Below are 17,472 nucleotides of genomic sequence, written 5' to 3'. Positions count from 1 at the left end.
TCCTCCTTGGGTTGCAGGACGTTGGCCAATCGGCAGTGCGAAGGCAAGGGGGCGGGGTGGCGATTTCCACCGCCATCCGCCATCCTCGGCAGCGCTCCGGTCAGGACGCCTTGGCCGCGAAGGTCGGCGGGAAGTCGCCGAGCGCCTTGGCTTCGCGGATCGCAGCACCGATGTCCTCGTCGTTGATGGCGTCGAGCTCGGCGAAGCTGTCGATGACGTAGTAGATCGGCTGGACGATATCGATCCGGTAGGGCGTGCGCAGCACCGTCATCAGGTCGAACCGGCGGAACTCGGACGTCTTGTCGATCATCGCCGCCCGCGTTTCGTTCGGAGATGAGACGATGCCCGCGCCATAGCAGCGGCGGCCCTTGGCGGTTTTGATCAGTCCGAATTCGACGGTGAACCAGAAGATCCGGAAGAGGTGCCAGGAATAGTCCTTGCCGAGCGCGACGGCATTTTCGCCGAAGCGGCGCACGAAGCTGGCATAGGCACTATTGGTCAGAAGCGGGCAGTGGCCGAACACCTCGTGGAAGATGTCGGGCTCCTCGATGTAATCGATATGCTCGCGCCGGCGAATGAAGGTGGCGAGCGGGAACTTGCCCTCAGACAGCAGCTGGAAGAATTTCGATGGCGGGATCAGGGCGGGCACGCCTTCGACGCCGAAACCGGTCGCCCGCTCGAGCCTGGCGTTGATGTCCTTCAACTGCGGCACGCGCGGCGCATCCAGTCCGAGCGTCTTCACGCCCTGCAGATACTCGTCGCAGGCCTTGTCGGCGAGAAGGGCGATCTGGCGCGAATAGAGCTCGCTCCAGATCGCATCCTCTTCCGCGGTGTAGGCATAGATGCCGTCTGCATCCGGCAGCTTTGCAATGTACGTGCTTTCCTTCGGCATCCTCGCCTCCCGTCGCCATGCGGGCATGGCCCGCGCACTCTTGCCTCGGAAAATTGTAGTCGAAGGATGCGGATAGACTTTTCAATCTCGCGGCCGGATACTCGGCTTCTGAATGGAAATCGCGGGGAGGGCGGCTTTCATGAAAGAAATTGATCAGGGTAGCCTTCGCCTGCTTCGGCTGCTGCAGCAGGATTGCAGCCTTGCCCTTTCCGACATGGCCGAGCGTGCCGGCATGTCGCAAAGCACGGCCTGGCGCAAGGTGCAGGAACTGGAGGCGGCCGGCGTCATCCGCGCGCGGGTGGCGCTGCTGGACGCGCGTAAGCTGGATCTGAAGCTCTGCGTCATCGCTCATGTGACCCTCGACGACCACCACGAGGAGGCGATCGCCTCCTTTTCCGCCGTCGTCAGGAACCATCCGGAGATCTTGGAGTGCTACGCGCTGTCGGGCGCCTTCGACTACATGCTGAAGATCCGCGCCGCCGACGTCGAGAGCTACGAGACCTTCATGACGCGCTACCTGCTGCGCAACCCCCACGTCCGCAACGTCGTCTCCAGCTTCGTCCTGCGCGAGATGAAGGCCTCGACGGAACTGCCGCTCTGACCGGGCACAGCGGAATGGTGGGCGAAGGCGCCCCGCATGTCCCCCCGGTGGCACGGAACGGTTCCCTCGCGCCGCGGACGCGACGCGGCTGGATGCCGGATCAGGTCCGGCATGACGGGAGGGCGATGCACCGGGGCAGCAGGGAGCACGTCATAGTCCGTTAGTCTCGCTGTCATTGCGGCCGGCCAAGGCCGGCCCCAGTGCCGCCGGATGCGGTCCGCCTGCATCCGTCATGCCGGACTTGATCCGGCATCCAGCGCGGGCAAGTCCTTGCGCGCAAGAGGAGCGACCATCCGCCTGCAAGGAAAGCACTCCCTGAAAACGAGAAAGGCCGGGACGAGCCCGGCCTTCCAGATATTCCGCAAGTTCGTGAAGCAATCAGCGCTTCGAGAACTGGAACGAACGACGGGCCTTCGCCTTGCCGTACTTCTTGCGTTCGACGACGCGCGAGTCGCGGGTCAGGAAGCCGCCCTTCTTCAGGACCGAGCGCAGGCCCGGCTCGAAGTAGGTGAGCGCCTTGGACAGGCCGTGACGGACGGCACCGGCCTGGCCGGAGAGGCCGCCGCCGGCAACGGTGGCGTCGATGTCGAACTGGCCTTCGCGGGCAGCTGCGACGATCGGCTGCTGCAGGATCATCTGCAGGACCGGACGGGCGAAGTACGTTTCGAACGACTTGCCGTTGACGGTGATCTTGCCGGAGCCCGGCTTGACCCATACGCGAGCGACGGCGTCCTTGCGCTTGCCGGTGGCGTAGGAGCGGCCCTGGGCGTCAACCTTCTTGACGTGAACCGGGGCGGAGGAAGCCGGAGCGGCAGCAGCCGTACCCAGATCCTTCAGGGAAGACAGGTCAGCCATTATCAGGCGCTCCTTACGTTCTTGCTGTTCAGCTTGGCGACGTCGAGGACGGTCGGCTGCTGTGCTTCATGCGGATGGTTGGAACCGGCATAGACGCGCAGGTTCTTCATCTGGCGACGGCCGAGCGGGCCGCGCGGAACCATGCGTTCGACGGCCTTCTCGATGACGCGCTCCGGGAAGCGGCCTTCGATGATCTGGCGCGCGGTGCGCTCCTTGATGCCACCCGGGTAGCCGGTGTGCCAGTAGTACTTCTTGTCGGAGTACTTCTTGCCGGTCAGAGCGACCTTCTCGGCGTTGATGACGATGACGTTGTCGCCGTCGTCGACGTGGGGGGTGTAGGTGGCCTTATGCTTGCCGCGCAGGTGGTTTGCGATGATGGAAGCGAGACGACCGACAACGAGGCCTTCGGCGTCGATGAGAATCCACTTCTTTTCCACCTCGGCGGGCTTCTGAGAGAAGGTTGCCATGGTAAAACTCTTTTCATTTGGACCCGAGGCGCCAGGCGCCCGGGGCGTTTCTTGTTGCTTGGGCTGGCAGGCGTGGGCCGGCCAAAAACGAAAGCGGCCCGAACGGACCGCGATCTGTGCGGGCTTATAGGGGATGGCTCTCAGGGCGTCAAGGGACGCTTTTTGAGTGGCTGGAATAAAAACTCTGTAAAATCAATGTTTTGAGTTTGTGGTTCTCCTATACCACATTTTATCGTGGCGGAATCGAATAGGTCGCGGTTGCGTGGGCGACCAGATCGCCTTCCGTCCCTGCCGAGATCGACGCCTCGATCACGGCCAGCCGCTTGCCGAGCTTCAGAAGCCGGCAGTCGCAGGAAAGGGGAGCCGGCTGCGGCTTGCGCAGGAAGTTGATGTTGAGGTTCGTCGTCACCGCAAGGGCCACCGGTCCGATATGCGCCAGCACCGTGCAATAGGCGGCGACGTCGGCAAGGGCAAACATGGTCGGGCCGGAAACGGTGCCGCCGGGGCGCAGGTGTTTTTCCGAAGGCGCCAGCCGCATGGAGACGCTGCCGGGCCCGACGGCGGTCACCTCGACCACCTTGCCGTCGGTATGGATCTCGGGGAAATCGGTCTCCAGGAACCGGTTCAGCTCTTCGACGGTCATGACCGGGATATGTTCGCTCGCCATCGTGATCTCATCCGTTCTCCGCCACGGCAAATGTGATAGAGCCGAAAGCCACATAAGTGCAATTGCCGGAAAGTCTAAAGTCCCAAGCGGCGCTGTCGCGATGCCAGCCGCAGACTTGAAACAAGCCTGCGGCGCGGGTACCACGAGGCGGACGAAGGCAGCGTTCCGGATGAATGCGGAATGCCGGATGAAATCGGGATGGGAGTGTCGTCATGGCTGATGTGGTCCAGTTGCGCAAATCCGAGGGCAACGGCTTGCTGTCGGAGGAGCGCCACGACGCGGTTCTGCGCCTGACGCTTGCAAATCCGCCGGCAAATGCGCTCTCGATCGCCCTGATGGAGGCCCTTTCGGCGGCGCTGGACAAGGCTGCGGCCGACGATGGCATTCGCGTGGTGGTGCTGGCGGCGACCGGCAGCCTCTTCTCCGCCGGCCACGATCTGAAGGAGATGACGGCGCATCGCGCGGATGCCGACGGCGGGCGGTCCTTCTTCGAAAAGACGATGCGCATGTGCGCCGACCTCATGCTGAAGATCGCCGGGCTGCCGCAGCCGGTGATCGCCGAAATCGACGGGCTGGCCACGGCAGCCGGTTGCCAGCTGGTGGCGACGGCCGATCTGGCCATCTGCACCGACACGTCCACCTTCTGCACGCCAGGCGTCAATATCGGCCTCTTCTGCTCGACCCCGATGGTGGCGGTGACGCGCGCCGCCCATCCCAAGCAGGCGATGGAGATGCTTTTGACCGGGGAGACGATCGACGCATCGACCGCCAAGGATTTCGGTCTCGTCAACCGCATCGTGCCGAAACAGTATCTGCGCCAGGTGGTCGACAAATATGCGGCCGTCATCGCCTCGAAGTCGCCCGAGGCGTTGCGGATCGGCAAGGCCGCCTACCGCGCGCAGGCCGGTCTGCCTTTGCCCGAGGCCTACGACACGGCCATTTCCATCATGGTCGACAACATGCTGCGCGACGACGCGAAGGAAGGCATCGGCGCGTTTCTGGAAAAGCGGATGCCGGAATGGAAGGGGAGCCCGGAATAGCTATCCGAGCCGCAGGACCAACACGCCGGCAGCGATCACAGCTCCGGCAATGTAGCGCCAGATGCTCGCCTTTTCCTTCAGGAACACGACGGAGATGATGAGGGCGAAGAGGATCGCGGTCTCGCGGAGTGCTGCGACAGTGGCGACCGGCGCCTTCGTCATCGCCCACAGGGCCAGGCCGTAGGAGGCGATCGAACCGCCGCCGCCGATCAGCCCGCGCTTCCAGTTCCGCTGGACATGGTTCGTCACCACGTCGAGGCCACGCTTCCAGATCGCCCACGAAAACAGAAGCACCGGCGGCAGGAGCGCCATCCACAGCGTATAGGAGATCGCGTTGCCGGAGGCGCGCGCGCCCGCACCGTCAACGAAGGTGTAGCAGGCGATGACGCAGGCATTGGCGAGCGCCAGGAGGAAGGCATGCTTGCCGCCGTGGCGGCTTTCGAAGGCCAGCGTCAGCACCCCGCCGCAGATGATGAGGATTCCTGTCATCGCGCCGGGGGAGAGATGCTCGCCGAGCACGAAGCCGCTGGTCGAGGCGACGATCAGCGGGGCGGCACCGCGCATCAGCGGGTAGACGAGGCCGATGTCTCCGGCCCGGTATGCCGCAGCAACCAGCTGGAAGTAGGCGAACTGGAAGACTGCCGAAACGGCGATGAAGGGCCAGGAGGACGGGGCCGGCAGCGGAACGAAAGGCAGGAAGACGAGGCCGAACACGCCGGCGCCCAGCGCGATCATCGCCGCATCCAGCGACTTGTCGGTGCCTGCCTTGACCATGGCATTCCAGGTCGCATGCAGCGCCGCGCCGAGCAGCACAAGCGCAATCACGTCTATCGGCACGGAAGAACCTCGGTCTTTTCGGTTGGGGCTGGAGGGGGTGATGGGCGGCAGACACTTCATCTGCCGAAACCGACGTATTTGCAACGGAGCGCGCGGGCGCTGCCGCAGAAAAATCCGGCACGCCTGCGGCCGGATAAGGGCTGGTGCGCTCCGTGGCGGCGCATGGTCGCAATTGTGGCTGAAATAACGTATGATGTACGGACGAAACGGATCGGGAGTGCGGGCGCGGGGCGCCCCGCCGTCACGACAGCCCCGGGAGGCTTCGATGAACCACGATCATTACGCAAGCGGCTACACGCGCAAGATTCTGCGCTCGGTGCACACGATCGCCGTTGTCGGCGCTTCGCCCAACCGGTCGCGTCCCAGCCACAGCGCCATGGATTTCCTGATCGCCAAGGGCTACCGCGTCATACCGGTCAATCCTGGCCACGCCGGCAAGGAAATTTTGGGCCAGACGGTGGTGGCGCACCTGTGCGACATTGCTGAGCCCGTCGATATGGTCGACGTGTTCCGCGCCCCCTCGCACCTCTCCGCGGTGGTGGATGAGGTGCTTGCGCTTGATCATCGCCCGGCGGTGATTTGGGGCGAGTTCGGCGTTCGCGACGATGCTGCAGCCGAAAAGGCGGAGGCGGCCGGCCTGCAGGTGGTGATGGATCGTTCGCCGGTCGCCGAGTTTCCGGCGCGGACACGCGTCGCAGCGATGTCCGCCTGACCTGGCGTCAATCGCGTATTGACAAGTCCGCCAACCGTTCCATGTTGAAGTCAGCATGACGGAGGCCGGATGAATCACGACAGCTACGCCGACTACTATCTGGCCGATATCCTGCGGGACACGCGCGTCATCGCGCTTGTCGGCGCCTCACCCAATCCTGAGCGGCCGAGCAACCGCGTCATGGCCTTCCTCCTCCGCAAGGGCTATCGGGTGATCCCGGTCAATCCGGGGCAGGCCGGCAAGGCGATTCATGGCCAGGCGGTCCATGCGCGCCTTGCGGATATCTCCGAGCCGATCGACATGGTGGATGTCTTCCGGGCCGCGAGCGCGCTGCCCGCCCTCGTCGACGAAGTGCTGGCCCTGAACCCGCTGCCGAAGGTCATCTGGGGGCAGTTGTCCGTTCGCGACGATCGTGCCGCCGAACGCGCGGAGGCTGCCGGCATCAAGGTGGTCATGGACCGCTGCCCGGCCATTGAACATCCGCGGCTGATCAGCTGACGCCACGGCGGAGCAACCGGCGGAAATCGCGGGAGGTTCCTCTCGGTGCATGCCGGTTGTGGATGTGGCGCGGAAAGCTGTTTCCGGTTGCGGCCCACATTCGACAAATTCTTTCTTTGACCGTCATTGATTGCTCTGGAATAGTGCCGCTCCGGACGCCCGGGTTGCTGGAGCAGTATGCTTGCGGGCGGAGGCTAAGGTTTTGATAAAGGCGCGTTTTACCGTTGGAGGGGCGCGCCATACGGGAGGTTGACATGACGAAGAACAAGCCGGGTTTCTCGACGCTCGCAATCCATGCAGGTGCAGCACCGGATCCCACGACCGGGGCACGCGCGACGCCGATCTACCAGACCACGAGCTTCGTCTTCAACGATACCGATCACGCCGCCTCGCTCTTCGGTCTGCAGGCGTTCGGCAATATCTATACGCGCATCATGAACCCGACGCAGGCGGTTCTGGAGGAGCGCGTTGCCGCACTCGAGGGCGGCACGGCTGCGCTTGCGGTCGCATCCGGCCACGCCGCGCAGCTGCTGGTCTTCCACACCCTGATGCGTCCGGGCGACAATTTCGTCGCCGCCCGTAAGCTCTACGGCGGCTCCATCAACCAGTTCGGCCATTCCTTCGCAAACTTCGACTGGCATGTGCGCTGGGCCGATACCGACAAGCTCGAAACCTTCGAGAGCCAGATCGACGATCGGACGAAGGCGATCTTCATCGAAAGCCTCGCCAATCCGGGCGGCACCTTCGTCGATATCGCGGCGATCGCCGAAATCGCTCACAGGCACGGCCTGCCCCTGGTGGTCGACAACACCATGGCGACGCCGTATCTGGTTCGCCCGTTCGAACACGGGGCCGACATCGTCGTCCATTCGCTGACCAAGTTCCTCGGCGGCCACGGCAATTCGATGGGCGGCATCATCGTCGATGGCGGCACCTTCGACTGGTCGGCTTCGGGCAAGTATCCGGCCCTTTCCGAACCGCGCCCGGAATATGCCGGCATCGTGCTGCACCAGACCTTCGGCAATTTCGCCTTTGCGATTGCCTGCCGCGTGCTCGGCCTGCGCGACCTCGGCCCGGCGATCTCGCCGTTCAACGCCTTCCAGATCATTACCGGCATCGAGACGCTGCCGCTGCGCATGCAGCGGCACTGCGACAACGCGCTGGCCGTGGCGAAGTGGCTGAAGGCGAGCGACAAGGTCTCGTGGGTCAACTATTCCGGGCTCGAGAGCGACCCGAACCACGCCCTGCAGAAGCGCTATGCGCCGAAGGGCGCCGGCGCCGTGTTCACCTTCGGGCTGAAGGGCGGCTACGACGCGGGCAAGCGGTTCGTCGAGGGGCTGGAGATGATCTCGCATCTTGCCAATATCGGTGATACCCGCTCGCTCGTGATCCATCCCGCCTCCACGACCCATCGCCAGCTCTCGCCCGAACAGCAGACGGCGGCCGGCGCCGGCCCCGATGTCGTCCGCCTGTCGATCGGCATCGAGGACGCGGCCGACATCATCGCGGATATCGAGCAGGCCCTGGCGAAAGCCTGACCGCCAGCAACGCCGGCATTTGAGACGACATGTCCCGGCATGCCTGCGCTCTGGATGCAACCAGAAATTTTTGACTTGCTTGCCCCGACAGGCGTCGTCTTGTCGGGGCATCTGCCTGCAAGGAAAGGTTTCCCGGGCCTGGCCGCAGTCGTCCTGTTTCCGGCTGCGAACGACCGGGTTGATCCAGCGTCCCTTATCCGAACGGTCCATCCATCGGGTGGATCGATCCGGGATTGACAGTGATTTAATATCCGTTATTCTGGATATATGGATAGTATTGCAGCAATCGCGGCGCTTGCCGCACTCGCCCAGACCACAAGGCTCGAGACATTCCGGCTTCTCGTCCGGCACGAGCCCGATGGCGTGCCTGCCGGCGAACTCGCCCGGCTTCTCGACGTTCCGCAGAACACCATGTCCGCGCACCTTGCGACGCTGTCGCGCGCGGGTCTCGTGACAAGCGAACGGCAGAGCCGCTCGATCATCTACCGGGCGGACCTTCAGGGACTGCGCGACCTGACGCTCTTCCTGTTGAAAGACTGCTGCGGCGGCTCCACCGAACTGTGTGCGCCGCTGATCGCCGAACTCACGCCTTGCTGTGCGCCCGAGGGGAAGCCGTCATGAGCGGCGTCCGGTTGGAGCCGGTCCCGGGGTGGCGGGGCGATGTTCCGCCTGCCGTTCTCGCAACCCGTCAGCTTTCCGGCATCTGCCCGGCATCGGCCACCATCATGAAGCCCAGCAGAACTCCGATCTAACCACGGATAACGACCATGACCGACAAGACCTACAACGTGCTCTTCCTGTGCACGGGCAACTCCGCTCGCTCCATTCTCGCCGAATCCATCCTGAACAAGGAAGGCGGCGGATTGTTCAAAGCCTATTCGGCAGGCAGCCATCCGAAGGGCGAAGTCAATCCTCACGCTCTGAAGGAACTCCAGGCCCTTGGCTATCCGAGCGATGGGTTCTCCTCCAAGAGCTGGGACGTCTTCGCCAAGCCGGGCGCGCCCGAAATGGATTTCATCTTCACAGTCTGCGACAGCGCGCACGGCGAGGCCTGCCCGGTGTGGATCGGGCACCCGATGACGGCGCATTGGGGTGTCGAAGACCCCGCGGCCGTTGTCGGCTCGGAAGTCGAGATCCAGCGCGCCTTCGCGCAGGCGGCCCGCTTCCTGAAGAACCGCATCATGGTGTTCTTGAGCCTTCCGCTGGCATCGATCGACCGCCTGGCGCTCGAAACGAAGCTCCGCCAGATCGGCACTATGGAAGGCTCGACGACAAGCCAGGGGAAGTCCGCCTGATGTCCGCGTTTGAACGCTACCTGACCATCTGGGTCTTTCTCTGCATCGTCGTCGGCGTCGCCCTCGGCCATTTGATGCCCGGTGTCTTCCATGTCATCGGCGCGGCCGAGATCGCGAAGGTCAACTTGCCCGTCGCCATCCTGATCTGGCTGATGATCATCCCGATGCTCGTCAAGATCGACTTCCGCTCGCTTTCGCAGGTGAGCACCTATTGGCGTGGGATAGGCGTCACCCTGTTCATCAACTGGGCGGTGAAGCCGTTCTCCATGGCGCTGCTGGGATGGCTGTTCATCGGATGGCTGTTCCGTCCATATCTGCCTGCCGAGCAGATCGATTCCTATATCGCGGGCCTGATCATCCTGGCGGCTGCGCCCTGTACCGCGATGGTGTTCGTCTGGAGCAACCTGACACGCGGCGAGCCGCTGTTCACGCTCTCCCAGGTCGCCCTCAACGATGCGATCATGGTCGTCGCCTTCGCGCCGATCGTCGGGCTGCTGCTCGGGCTGTCGGCCATCACCGTGCCGTGGGACACGCTCGTCCTGTCGGTCGTCCTCTATATCGTCGTACCTGTCATCATCGCGCAGGTTCTGAGAGGCCGGCTGACCGCCGACGGCACGACCAGGGCGCTGGACGCTATGCTGGCGAAACTGCAGCCGCTCTCGCTCGTCGCGCTGCTGGCGACGCTCGTCCTTCTCTTCGGCTTCCAGGGCGAGCAGATCATCAACCAGCCGACGATCATCGCGCTGCTGGCCGTTCCCATCCTCATCCAGGTCTATTTCAACTCGGGGCTCGCCTATCTGCTGAACCGGATGTCGGGCGAGCGCCATTGCGTCGCGGGGCCTTCGGCGCTGATCGGGGCGAGCAACTTCTTCGAACTGGCTGTCGCCGCCGCCATCAGCCTGTTCGGCTTCCAGTCCGGCGCAGCACTGGCGACCGTCGTCGGCGTGCTGATCGAAGTCCCCGTGATGCTGACGGTCGTGTGGGCCGTGAACCGCACGAAGGGCTGGTACGAGGCGGCCCCCGCCGTCTCCCGGAACACCATTACCGAAAGGACATGACAATGGACGTCACCATCTACCACAACCCGGCCTGCGGCACGTCCCGCAACACGCTGGAGATGATCCGCGCCGCCGGGATCGAGCCGACCGTGATCGAATACCTCCAGTCCCCGCCGTCGCGCGAGGAACTGGCGAGGATGATCTCCGACGCCGGACTGACCGTCCGGCAGGCGATCCGCGAGAAGGGGACGCCTTATGCGGATCTCGGCCTCGACGATCCGGATCTGACCGACGAGCAGTTGCTCGACGCGATGCTGAAGGACCCGATCCTCATCAACCGCCCGTTCGTCGTCACGCCGCTCGGCACGAGGCTCGCACGCCCCTCAGAGGCCGTGCTCGACATCCTGCCGGATGCCTTCAAGGGAGCCTTCTTCAAGGAAGACGGCGAGCAGGTCCTCGATCAGGAGGGAAAGCGCATTGTCTGAGACCATCCCCGCCCTGGAGGAACGGCATCTTCGCCAGCCTGACCTCGACGCGCTGCGTCCGGCCTTTTCGACGCACAAGCCGCGTATCCTGATCCTCTACGGCTCGCTCCGCGAGGTGTCGTACAGCCGGCTGCTTGCGCACGAAGCCCGACGCCTTCTCGAACGTCTGGGGTGCGAGGTTCGGGTGTTCGATCCGAAAGGATTGCCGCTTCCGGACGAAGCGCCGGCAAGCCATCCGAAAGTGCAGGAGTTGCGCGACCTGTCGCAATGGTCGGAGGGCCAGGTGTGGGTCAGCCCCGAGCGCCACGGCGCGATGACGGGCATCATGAAGGCCCAGATCGACTGGATTCCCCTGTCGCTCGGATCGATCCGCCCGACGCAGGGAAAGACGCTGGCGGTCATGGAAGTCTCCGGCGGCAGCCAGTCCTTCAACGCGGTGAACCAGATGCGGGTGCTGGGCCGCTGGATGCGGATGATCACGATCCCCAACCAATCGTCCGTCGCGAAGGCCTATCAGGAGTTCGACGCCGACGGCAGGATGAAGCCGTCTTCCTACTACGACCGCGTCGTGGATGTCTGCGAGGAATTGGTGAAGTTCACCCTTCTGACGAGGGATGCTTCCGCCTACCTGACCGACCGCTACAGCGAGCGGAAGGAACAGGCTGGAGAACTGGAGAAGCGGGTGTCGCTGAGGTCGATCTAGTCACTCTGGCCTCGCAGCGCGCCGCGTTGACACAGCCACTGCGACAAACGCGGCAATGCCGAGAGTGCCAAGCAGAGCATTGACCAACAGCGCTGTGGCGATGCCAAGATTTTCCATCGCCATGGCGAACACGAAGGGGGCGGCGGCACCCACTGCCAGCCTTGCCGCTGCCATCCTGCCGGTGATCGCGCCGTAGCCGGCGGAGCCGAAGAGATAGAGCGGCAGGCTTCCCTGGGCGATACTGTTGATCCCGGACCCCAGCCCAAGGCAGATTGCAAACGCCAGCGCGCCTGGCAACCAATCGCCCGAGAGCCCGAGGATCAGGACGCCGAGCACCATGAGGCCCGCAGAGACGATCGCCAGCGCGGGCGGCGACAAGCTCTTTCCGAAGACCATATTGACCAGGCGGCTCATGACCTGTGCCGGACCGAACAGGGAACCGATCACGACCGCCGCACCGCCAACTCCGATCGCGCCCAGCATCGGCACCATGTGGGCAAGGATCGCGGCCAGAGTGAAGCCCGAAAGCGAAAAGGCAAAGGAGACGAGCAGCATGCCACGGCGGCGGTCCTGCGGCGCGAGAGCGCCGACGACGACCTCGCGGGTTCGTGTCGCGTCCAGTTTGGAACCGGCCCTTCCGACCCGCATGATCCAGTAGTGCAATGGCATGCAGACCAGAAGGTTCAGCACGGCGAACACAAGATAGATTTCCCGCCAGGACAGGTATCCGGTCAGTGTCGCGGCGATCGGCCAGAAGATCGTTGAGGCAAAGCCGCCGATGAGCGTCAGATACGTGATGCTGCGGGAGGCTGTCCGGGGGGAGCTTTCGACCAACGTCGCGAAGGCTGCCTGATACTGGACCATGCCCGAGGAGACCTCCAGCAGGACGATCGCAAGGGCGAACACTGCAACGGATGGCGACCATGCACACAGTGCCAGGGTGAGCGCTGCAAGAGCCGATCCCAGCGTCATCATCGTCGCCGCGCCGATCCTGTCCATATGCCTGCCGATGATCGGAGCCGACAGGCCGCCGATGAACAGTGAGACGGAGAACACCGCGAAGACCTGTTCCAGGCTGATGCCCAGGTCCCTGGCCATGCCGGGCGCGAGGATACTGAAGGAATAGTAGAGGGTGCCGTAGCCGATGATCTGCGTAACACCGAGAGCGGAGACTATACCCGCCGGAACCTTGATCGTATTCAAGACGGTTTCCTCAAGGCCACCTATGCTTCGCTCGGGCGGCAACCCGTGGATCGCTCGACCGTGCCGCGGATGCCGGCATGTCCCGCGCAGCAATCTTCCATCAGGAAAGTCACCAGGTCGGCCAGCGTGTCGTAGCTTGCGCTGTAGACGATCGAGCGTGACTCCCGGCGCTGGGAGATGAGGCCAGAGCGTTCGAGTTCCTTCAGGTGGAACGAGACGTTCGACGGAGAGACCCCCATGCGTTCCGCAATCGCACCGGCGGCCAGCCCTTCAGGACCGGCGACGACCAGGGTCCTTACGATGGCGAGCCGGGTTTCCTGGGATAGCGCGGCAAAGGAAGCGAGGGCCTGATGATCATCCATATTGCAATAATCCTTTAAATGTTGAAATGAAGGATAGGAGCAAAGGGGCAGGATCGGCAAGCGTCATTTCGACAAGCCGACAGCTCGCTCGGGGAATTGCCCGGCGGACCTGCCGAACACCCGGACCCGCCATTGGCCTTAATGAACGAAGCAAGCCCGTGCAGCCCGGCCGTCCCCCGACCTCGGTCAAGGCTGGCCGGTTCTCCATGCTCGATTGTGACGCTGATCCGTCGCGACGCTGAGGGGTGTGGCGAGGGCTCATCGGCAGTCTGCGCCGGTGTCCCGAAACTGTCAGGCCTGTCCGGCGGTGGTTGTCGAATCGTGCAGCGAAATCGATACTGCCCTGCGCGTATCGCGGATGGACCCGGGAAAACTGCACCTGACGCGCATCGCAACTCACGGCGCGGCGGTTGCTGCCGGGCCTTACCAATAGCGGCGCCTTCGGGCGCAAACTTGCAGCAGGATGGGATATGACAAAAGCCCTTCGTTTCGACTTCGCCGCCATCGCGCCGGATATCGGCCGGCCGGCGGAGGATCGCCTGATTTCTGGCGATCCACAGTTTCGCACCTGGAATCTGGAAGAGGCCGAGGGCGGGATCTATTGCGGCGTCTGGGAAGCGACGCCGGGCAAGTGGCGGATCGTCTATGACGAGTGGGAGTATTTCAACATTCTCTCCGGCCATTCGATCGTCACCTCCGACGACGGAGACGTGTTTCACCTCCGGGCCGGTGACAGGCTCATCCTCAGGCCCGGCTTCAAGGGAACCTGGGAAGTCGTTGAAACGACTCGCAAGGACTATGTGATCCGGGTCTGAGCCACGGGGAACGGCCTGATATCCTCTTGCCGGAAAGCCATCGCCGGGAGAGGCAGGACAGTATTCCGCTGCCCGCACTGAGCGGCGTTCCGTTCATTCTGTTCAACCCGGTTTTGCGTGGCGTGATCGCCCATGATACGCACGTGCGCCCCGGCGTCGTGGGGCGTGGCTGAAACTCGTGTCCCAGCAGGCGGAGAAAAAGCCGATCTGAAACGCATCCGCGCCCTTTCGGGTCGCGACGCGCTTCAGAAGCCTCGTCTTCTCACCATTCCAGATCCAGGCGCTCCAGCCCGTGGAAGTGGTAGACGTCCTTCACCGTCGGTGTCCCGGCAAGCCGCATGCCGGCCAGTCGCTTGAACAGGATTGGCAGGACGATGTTGAGCTCCAGGCGCGCCAGCGGCGCCCCGATGCAGAAGTGGATGCCGGCGCCGAACGAAAGGTTCGGGCCTTCGTCGCGATTGGGCCGGAAGGCGAGCGGATCGCTAAATTTCTTCGGGTCCAGGTTGGCGGCCGCGAGGATCAGCGCGACCTTGTCGCCGCGCTTGAACGAAAGGCCGTCGAAGTCGATGTCATCGAGCGCATAGCGCTGGAAGATATGCACCGGAGCGCAGATGCGCAGACATTCCTCCACCGTCTGTTCGGTCGTCTTCTCGTCGGCGAACATCGTCTCGGCCGGGATTTCGCTTTCCAGGATCACGCGCACGGCGTTACCGATCTGGTGCACGGTCGCCTCGTGCCCGGCATTCAAGAGCACGATCGTTGTCGAGATCAGTTCGTCGTCCGTCAGCAACTGGCCCTTGTGCTCCGTGTGGATCATGTGGGTCAGAAGGTCGTCGCGAGGTTCGGCGCGGCGTTCGGCGATAATCGAGCGCACATAGTCGGCGAATTCGGCCGCCGCCTTGTCGGCGGCGTGCTCGTCGGCGTCGGTCCGCCCGAACATGTACATGCGCACATAGGCGTGGCTCCATTTCAGGAGCTGTGGCCCCATGTCGTCGGGAATGCCGATCATTCGCGCGATCATCGTCACCGGAACGATATCGGCGAGCGCCGACAGCAGCTCCACCTTTCCGTCCTTCTCGAAGCCGTCGATCAGCCGGTCGGTCAGTTCGGTGATCTCCGGCCGCAGGCGATCGATCTGGCGCGAGACGAAAGCGCGGTTGACGAGCGTGCGCAGGCGCGTGTGTTCGGGCGGCTCGATCTCCAGCAGCGACCAGGCTTCCGCCGCATCGAAATGCTTCAAATGCGGCAGCGGTGCGGGCATGCCGAGCTCCTCTCGGCTGGCCACGTGCAGGATCTGCCGACCGAAGCGGCGGTCGCGCAAAAGCGCGTTCACCTGATCGTAGCCGGTGAAATACCACTGCTTCTGCTGCTCCCAGTAGAAGGTCGGCGCATGAGCATGCAGTTCCGCATAGACCGGATTCGGATCGCTGTAGAACGCCGGGTCGCGGGCATCGAGAGAGACGCGCCGGGCGGCGGCGTCTATGGAGAGGAAGGGGAATTTCTGGCTCATGCCCCAGACCTATTTGATTTCGCCGAAGGTGAAAAGTCCGGCGGCGGGCGATCCAACAGATCTCCGATGCGGTCCCGTAAAGCATCGTTCCGGGAGCCCGGTTGCGGCAGGATCGATGCAGCGTCGGTTGCAACCGTCACGCAACTGGCGGGAGCGGGCGCAAGTCTCACAACGGAGCATTCGCGATCGGCGTCTCACTCACCGATCGCAATGCCTTCCCGCCGTGGATCGGCGCTGCCTTTCAACCCGTCTGCCGTGATCTCGATGGCCTGCAGCCCGGAGTTCATGTCGCCGATCTTGACCTCGTAGCCGAGCGCCTTCAGCGGATCGGCCAGCTTTTCCGCGTCCGTCCCCGCCTCGATCTCAAATGTGCCGAAGCGGTTGAGCAGGTGCGGCATGGCGACGATCTGGCTGACGTCCTTGCCCCAGTCGATATAGGCGATCAGCGCCTGGGTGACGTAGCCGATGATCTGGCTGCCGCCGGGAGAGCCGATCGCAAGCAGCGGCTTGCCGTCCTTCATCACGATCGTCGGAGACATGGAGGACCGCGGCCGCTTGCCGGGCTCCACGCGGTTTGCAATGGGGACGCCGTTGTCGTGCGTTTCGAAGGAGAAGTCGGTGAGCTCGTTGTTGAGCAGGAAACCGCCCGTCATCAGGCGCGAGCCGAAGCCGTTCTCGATCGTCGTCGTCATCGATACGACGTTGCCTTCCCGGTCGACGATGACGAAGTGGCTGGTCGACGGCAGCTCGATCGAACGGTCGCGGCCAAACAGCAGCGCGTGGTCCCAATCCGGTTCACCGGCCTGCACGGCATCGCCGCCAAGCGCCTTGTCGCCGTCCAGCTGGGCGGCGCGCTTGCCGAGATAGTCCTTCTCCATCAGCCCCTTGATCGGCGCAGGCACGAAGTCGGTGTCGGCAAGGTAGCGGCTACGATCGGCAAATGCGAGCCGTTGCGCATCGCCGATGATCCGCCAGCTCTGCGGATTGTCCGGGCCGAGCCCCTTGATGTCGAAGTTCTCGATCATGCCGAGCGTCTGGCCGACGGCGACGGCACCGGAGGACGGCGGTCCCATGCCGCAGACCTCGAGGGCGCGGTAGGTGATGCATACCGGCTGCCGCTCGCGCACCCGGTAGTCGGCGAGATCGTTGAGGACCAGCACCCCCGGGTTGCCGGCGGCCATCCGCACCGTATCGACGATCGCCTCGGCGATCCTGCCGGTGTAGAAGGCGTCCGCGCCCCGCTCCCCGATCAGGCGCAGCGTCTCGGCGTAGGCCGGGTTCTTCAGCAGCGAACCTGTCTTGAGAGGTGCCCCCGACGTGTCGAAGAAGTAGTTCTTCGTCGCCTCGTATTTCTTCAGCCCGTCGCCCGCCTCGGCGATCAGCGCGGCCAGCCGCGGCGAGACGGAGAAACCGGCATCGGCAAGCGCGGCGGCCGGTTCGAACAGCCGCTTCCAGTCCTGCCGGCCCCATCGATTGTGCGCCTCCTGCAGGAGCCGCACCGTACCCGGCGTGCCGACCGAGCGCCCGCCGACGACGGCGTCCATGAACTCCAGCGGCTGCCCGTCCTTGTCCAGAAACAGCTTCGGCGTTGCCATCTGCGGTGCGGTCTCCCGGCCGTCGAGCGTCGTCAGCCGCTTCCTGCCGGCGTCGTAGTAGACGAGGAAGGCGCCGCCGCCGAGGCCGGAGGATTGCGGCTCCACCAGGCCCAGCATCGTCTGCACGACGACGGCTGCGTCGATGGCGCTGCCGCCCTGCTTGAGAACCTCGGCGCCGGTGGCGGCGGCGATCGGGTTTGCGGCCGCCACCATGTAGGATTTTGCCGTCACCAGTCGGGCGGTCGACGTCGTGGTGGAGGCTTCGGGCGCCGTCGCGTCCGAGGCCTGTTGTGACCGGGCGGGCGTGGCGAGCACGAGTGCCGCAAGCGCGCAGGCGAAAAGGTTCCTTTGCAATCGGACCTCCCTCGAAATGGCCGCAATACTATGGCTGGCTGCGCC

General features: G+C 64.0%; 20 protein-coding genes. 11 read left to right on the top strand and 9 right to left on the bottom strand.

Annotated elements, in window-relative coordinates:
* Window positions 1-100: 100 nt before the first annotated feature.
* Window positions 101-892 (bottom strand): phenylalanine 4-monooxygenase, encoded by a 792-nt coding sequence (locus tag CRO48_RS10530; RefSeq protein WP_097138946.1) that lies wholly within the window; start codon window positions 890-892, stop codon window positions 101-103.
* A gap of 139 nt (window positions 893-1,031) precedes the next feature.
* Between CRO48_RS10530 and CRO48_RS10525 the strand changes: the two genes are divergently transcribed.
* Window positions 1,032-1,493, top strand: coding sequence for an Lrp/AsnC family transcriptional regulator (locus CRO48_RS10525; protein WP_097138943.1), 462 nt, complete (start codon window positions 1,032-1,034; stop codon window positions 1,491-1,493).
* Window positions 1,494-1,871: 378 nt separating this feature from the next.
* Here the strand turns inward: CRO48_RS10525 and rpsI are convergent, their stop codons facing one another.
* The 3 genes from rpsI to CRO48_RS10510 all read right to left on the bottom strand — a co-directional run bounded on the left by rpsI (window position 1,872) and on the right by CRO48_RS10510 (window position 3,482).
* Complete coding sequence (rpsI, locus tag CRO48_RS10520) at window positions 1,872-2,348, bottom strand: 30S ribosomal protein S9 (RefSeq protein WP_097138942.1); 477 nt, start codon at window positions 2,346-2,348, stop codon at window positions 1,872-1,874.
* A 2-nt stretch (window positions 2,349-2,350) separates the two neighbouring features.
* On the bottom strand, window positions 2,351-2,815 hold the full coding sequence (rplM, locus tag CRO48_RS10515) for a 50S ribosomal protein L13 (protein WP_097138940.1): 465 nt from the start codon (window positions 2,813-2,815) through the stop codon (window positions 2,351-2,353).
* Between the two features lie 229 nt (window positions 2,816-3,044).
* A complete protein-coding gene (locus tag CRO48_RS10510) occupies window positions 3,045-3,482 on the bottom strand; it encodes a PaaI family thioesterase (protein WP_097138938.1) in 438 nt (145 codons plus the stop codon).
* Between the two features lie 212 nt (window positions 3,483-3,694).
* Here CRO48_RS10510 and CRO48_RS10505 point away from each other — a divergent pair, with 212 nt between their 5' ends.
* Window positions 3,695-4,522 (top strand): enoyl-CoA hydratase, encoded by an 828-nt coding sequence (locus tag CRO48_RS10505; protein WP_097138936.1) that lies wholly within the window; start codon window positions 3,695-3,697, stop codon window positions 4,520-4,522.
* On the opposite strand, the gene CRO48_RS10500 is transcribed toward CRO48_RS10505, so the two are convergent.
* On the bottom strand, window positions 4,523-5,359 hold the full coding sequence (locus CRO48_RS10500; RefSeq protein WP_097138934.1) for an EamA family transporter: 837 nt from the start codon (window positions 5,357-5,359) through the stop codon (window positions 4,523-4,525).
* Between the two features lie 265 nt (window positions 5,360-5,624).
* On the opposite strand from CRO48_RS10500, the gene CRO48_RS10495 reads away from it, so the two are divergent.
* The 8 genes from CRO48_RS10495 to arsH all read left to right on the top strand — a co-directional run bounded on the left by CRO48_RS10495 (window position 5,625) and on the right by arsH (window position 11,588).
* The gene (locus CRO48_RS10495) at window positions 5,625-6,071 is read left to right on the top strand and encodes a CoA-binding protein (protein ID WP_097138932.1); all 447 of its coding nucleotides are present in this window, start codon (window positions 5,625-5,627) and stop codon (window positions 6,069-6,071) included.
* Window positions 6,072-6,140: 69 nt separating this feature from the next.
* Window positions 6,141-6,569: a CoA-binding protein gene (locus CRO48_RS10490; RefSeq protein WP_097138930.1), complete on the top strand. Its 429-nt coding sequence runs from the start codon at window positions 6,141-6,143 to the stop codon at window positions 6,567-6,569.
* 254 nt (window positions 6,570-6,823) lie between these two features.
* The gene (locus CRO48_RS10485) at window positions 6,824-8,107 is read left to right on the top strand and encodes an O-acetylhomoserine aminocarboxypropyltransferase (RefSeq protein ID WP_097138928.1); all 1,284 of its coding nucleotides are present in this window, start codon (window positions 6,824-6,826) and stop codon (window positions 8,105-8,107) included.
* Between the two features lie 267 nt (window positions 8,108-8,374).
* A complete protein-coding gene (locus tag CRO48_RS10480; protein ID WP_097138926.1) occupies window positions 8,375-8,728 on the top strand; it encodes an ArsR/SmtB family transcription factor in 354 nt (117 codons plus the stop codon).
* Between the two features lie 146 nt (window positions 8,729-8,874).
* Complete coding sequence (locus tag CRO48_RS10475; protein WP_097138925.1) at window positions 8,875-9,402, top strand: arsenate reductase ArsC; 528 nt, start codon at window positions 8,875-8,877, stop codon at window positions 9,400-9,402.
* Complete coding sequence (gene arsB, locus CRO48_RS10470) at window positions 9,402-10,460, top strand: ACR3 family arsenite efflux transporter (protein WP_097138923.1); 1,059 nt, start codon at window positions 9,402-9,404, stop codon at window positions 10,458-10,460. Before CRO48_RS10475 ends, arsB begins: the two co-directional genes overlap by 1 nt.
* A 2-nt stretch (window positions 10,461-10,462) precedes the next feature.
* The gene (arsC, locus tag CRO48_RS10465; protein WP_176526716.1) at window positions 10,463-10,885 is read left to right on the top strand and encodes an arsenate reductase (glutaredoxin); all 423 of its coding nucleotides are present in this window, start codon (window positions 10,463-10,465) and stop codon (window positions 10,883-10,885) included.
* Window positions 10,860-11,588, top strand: coding sequence for an arsenical resistance protein ArsH (gene arsH, locus CRO48_RS10460; protein WP_245423496.1), 729 nt, complete (start codon window positions 10,860-10,862; stop codon window positions 11,586-11,588). Before arsC ends, arsH begins: the two co-directional genes overlap by 26 nt.
* Here the strand turns inward: arsH and arsK are convergent, their stop codons facing one another.
* The gene (arsK, locus tag CRO48_RS10455; protein WP_097138919.1) at window positions 11,589-12,791 is read right to left on the bottom strand and encodes an arsenite efflux MFS transporter ArsK; all 1,203 of its coding nucleotides are present in this window, start codon (window positions 12,789-12,791) and stop codon (window positions 11,589-11,591) included.
* 20 nt (window positions 12,792-12,811) lie between these two features.
* A complete protein-coding gene (locus CRO48_RS10450) occupies window positions 12,812-13,153 on the bottom strand; it encodes an ArsR/SmtB family transcription factor (protein WP_097138917.1) in 342 nt (113 codons plus the stop codon).
* A 470-nt stretch (window positions 13,154-13,623) separates the two neighbouring features.
* On the opposite strand from CRO48_RS10450, the gene CRO48_RS10445 reads away from it, so the two are divergent.
* Window positions 13,624-13,968 (top strand): cupin domain-containing protein, encoded by a 345-nt coding sequence (locus tag CRO48_RS10445; protein ID WP_097138915.1) that lies wholly within the window; start codon window positions 13,624-13,626, stop codon window positions 13,966-13,968.
* Window positions 13,969-14,230: 262 nt separating this feature from the next.
* On the opposite strand, the gene CRO48_RS10440 is transcribed toward CRO48_RS10445, so the two are convergent.
* Together CRO48_RS10440 and ggt are read right to left on the bottom strand one after the other, a co-directional pair.
* Complete coding sequence (locus tag CRO48_RS10440; protein ID WP_097138913.1) at window positions 14,231-15,478, bottom strand: cytochrome P450; 1,248 nt, start codon at window positions 15,476-15,478, stop codon at window positions 14,231-14,233.
* A 194-nt stretch (window positions 15,479-15,672) separates the two neighbouring features.
* On the bottom strand, window positions 15,673-17,427 hold the full coding sequence (gene ggt, locus CRO48_RS10435) for a gamma-glutamyltransferase (protein WP_245423486.1): 1,755 nt from the start codon (window positions 17,425-17,427) through the stop codon (window positions 15,673-15,675).
* Between the last annotated feature and the right edge of the window lie 45 nt (window positions 17,428-17,472).

Source organism: Rhizobium subbaraonis, from assembly GCF_900220975.1.
Classification (GTDB): Bacteria; Pseudomonadota; Alphaproteobacteria; order Rhizobiales; family Rhizobiaceae; genus Mycoplana; species Mycoplana subbaraonis.
This window is presented reverse-complemented; position numbering and strand designations above follow the sequence as displayed.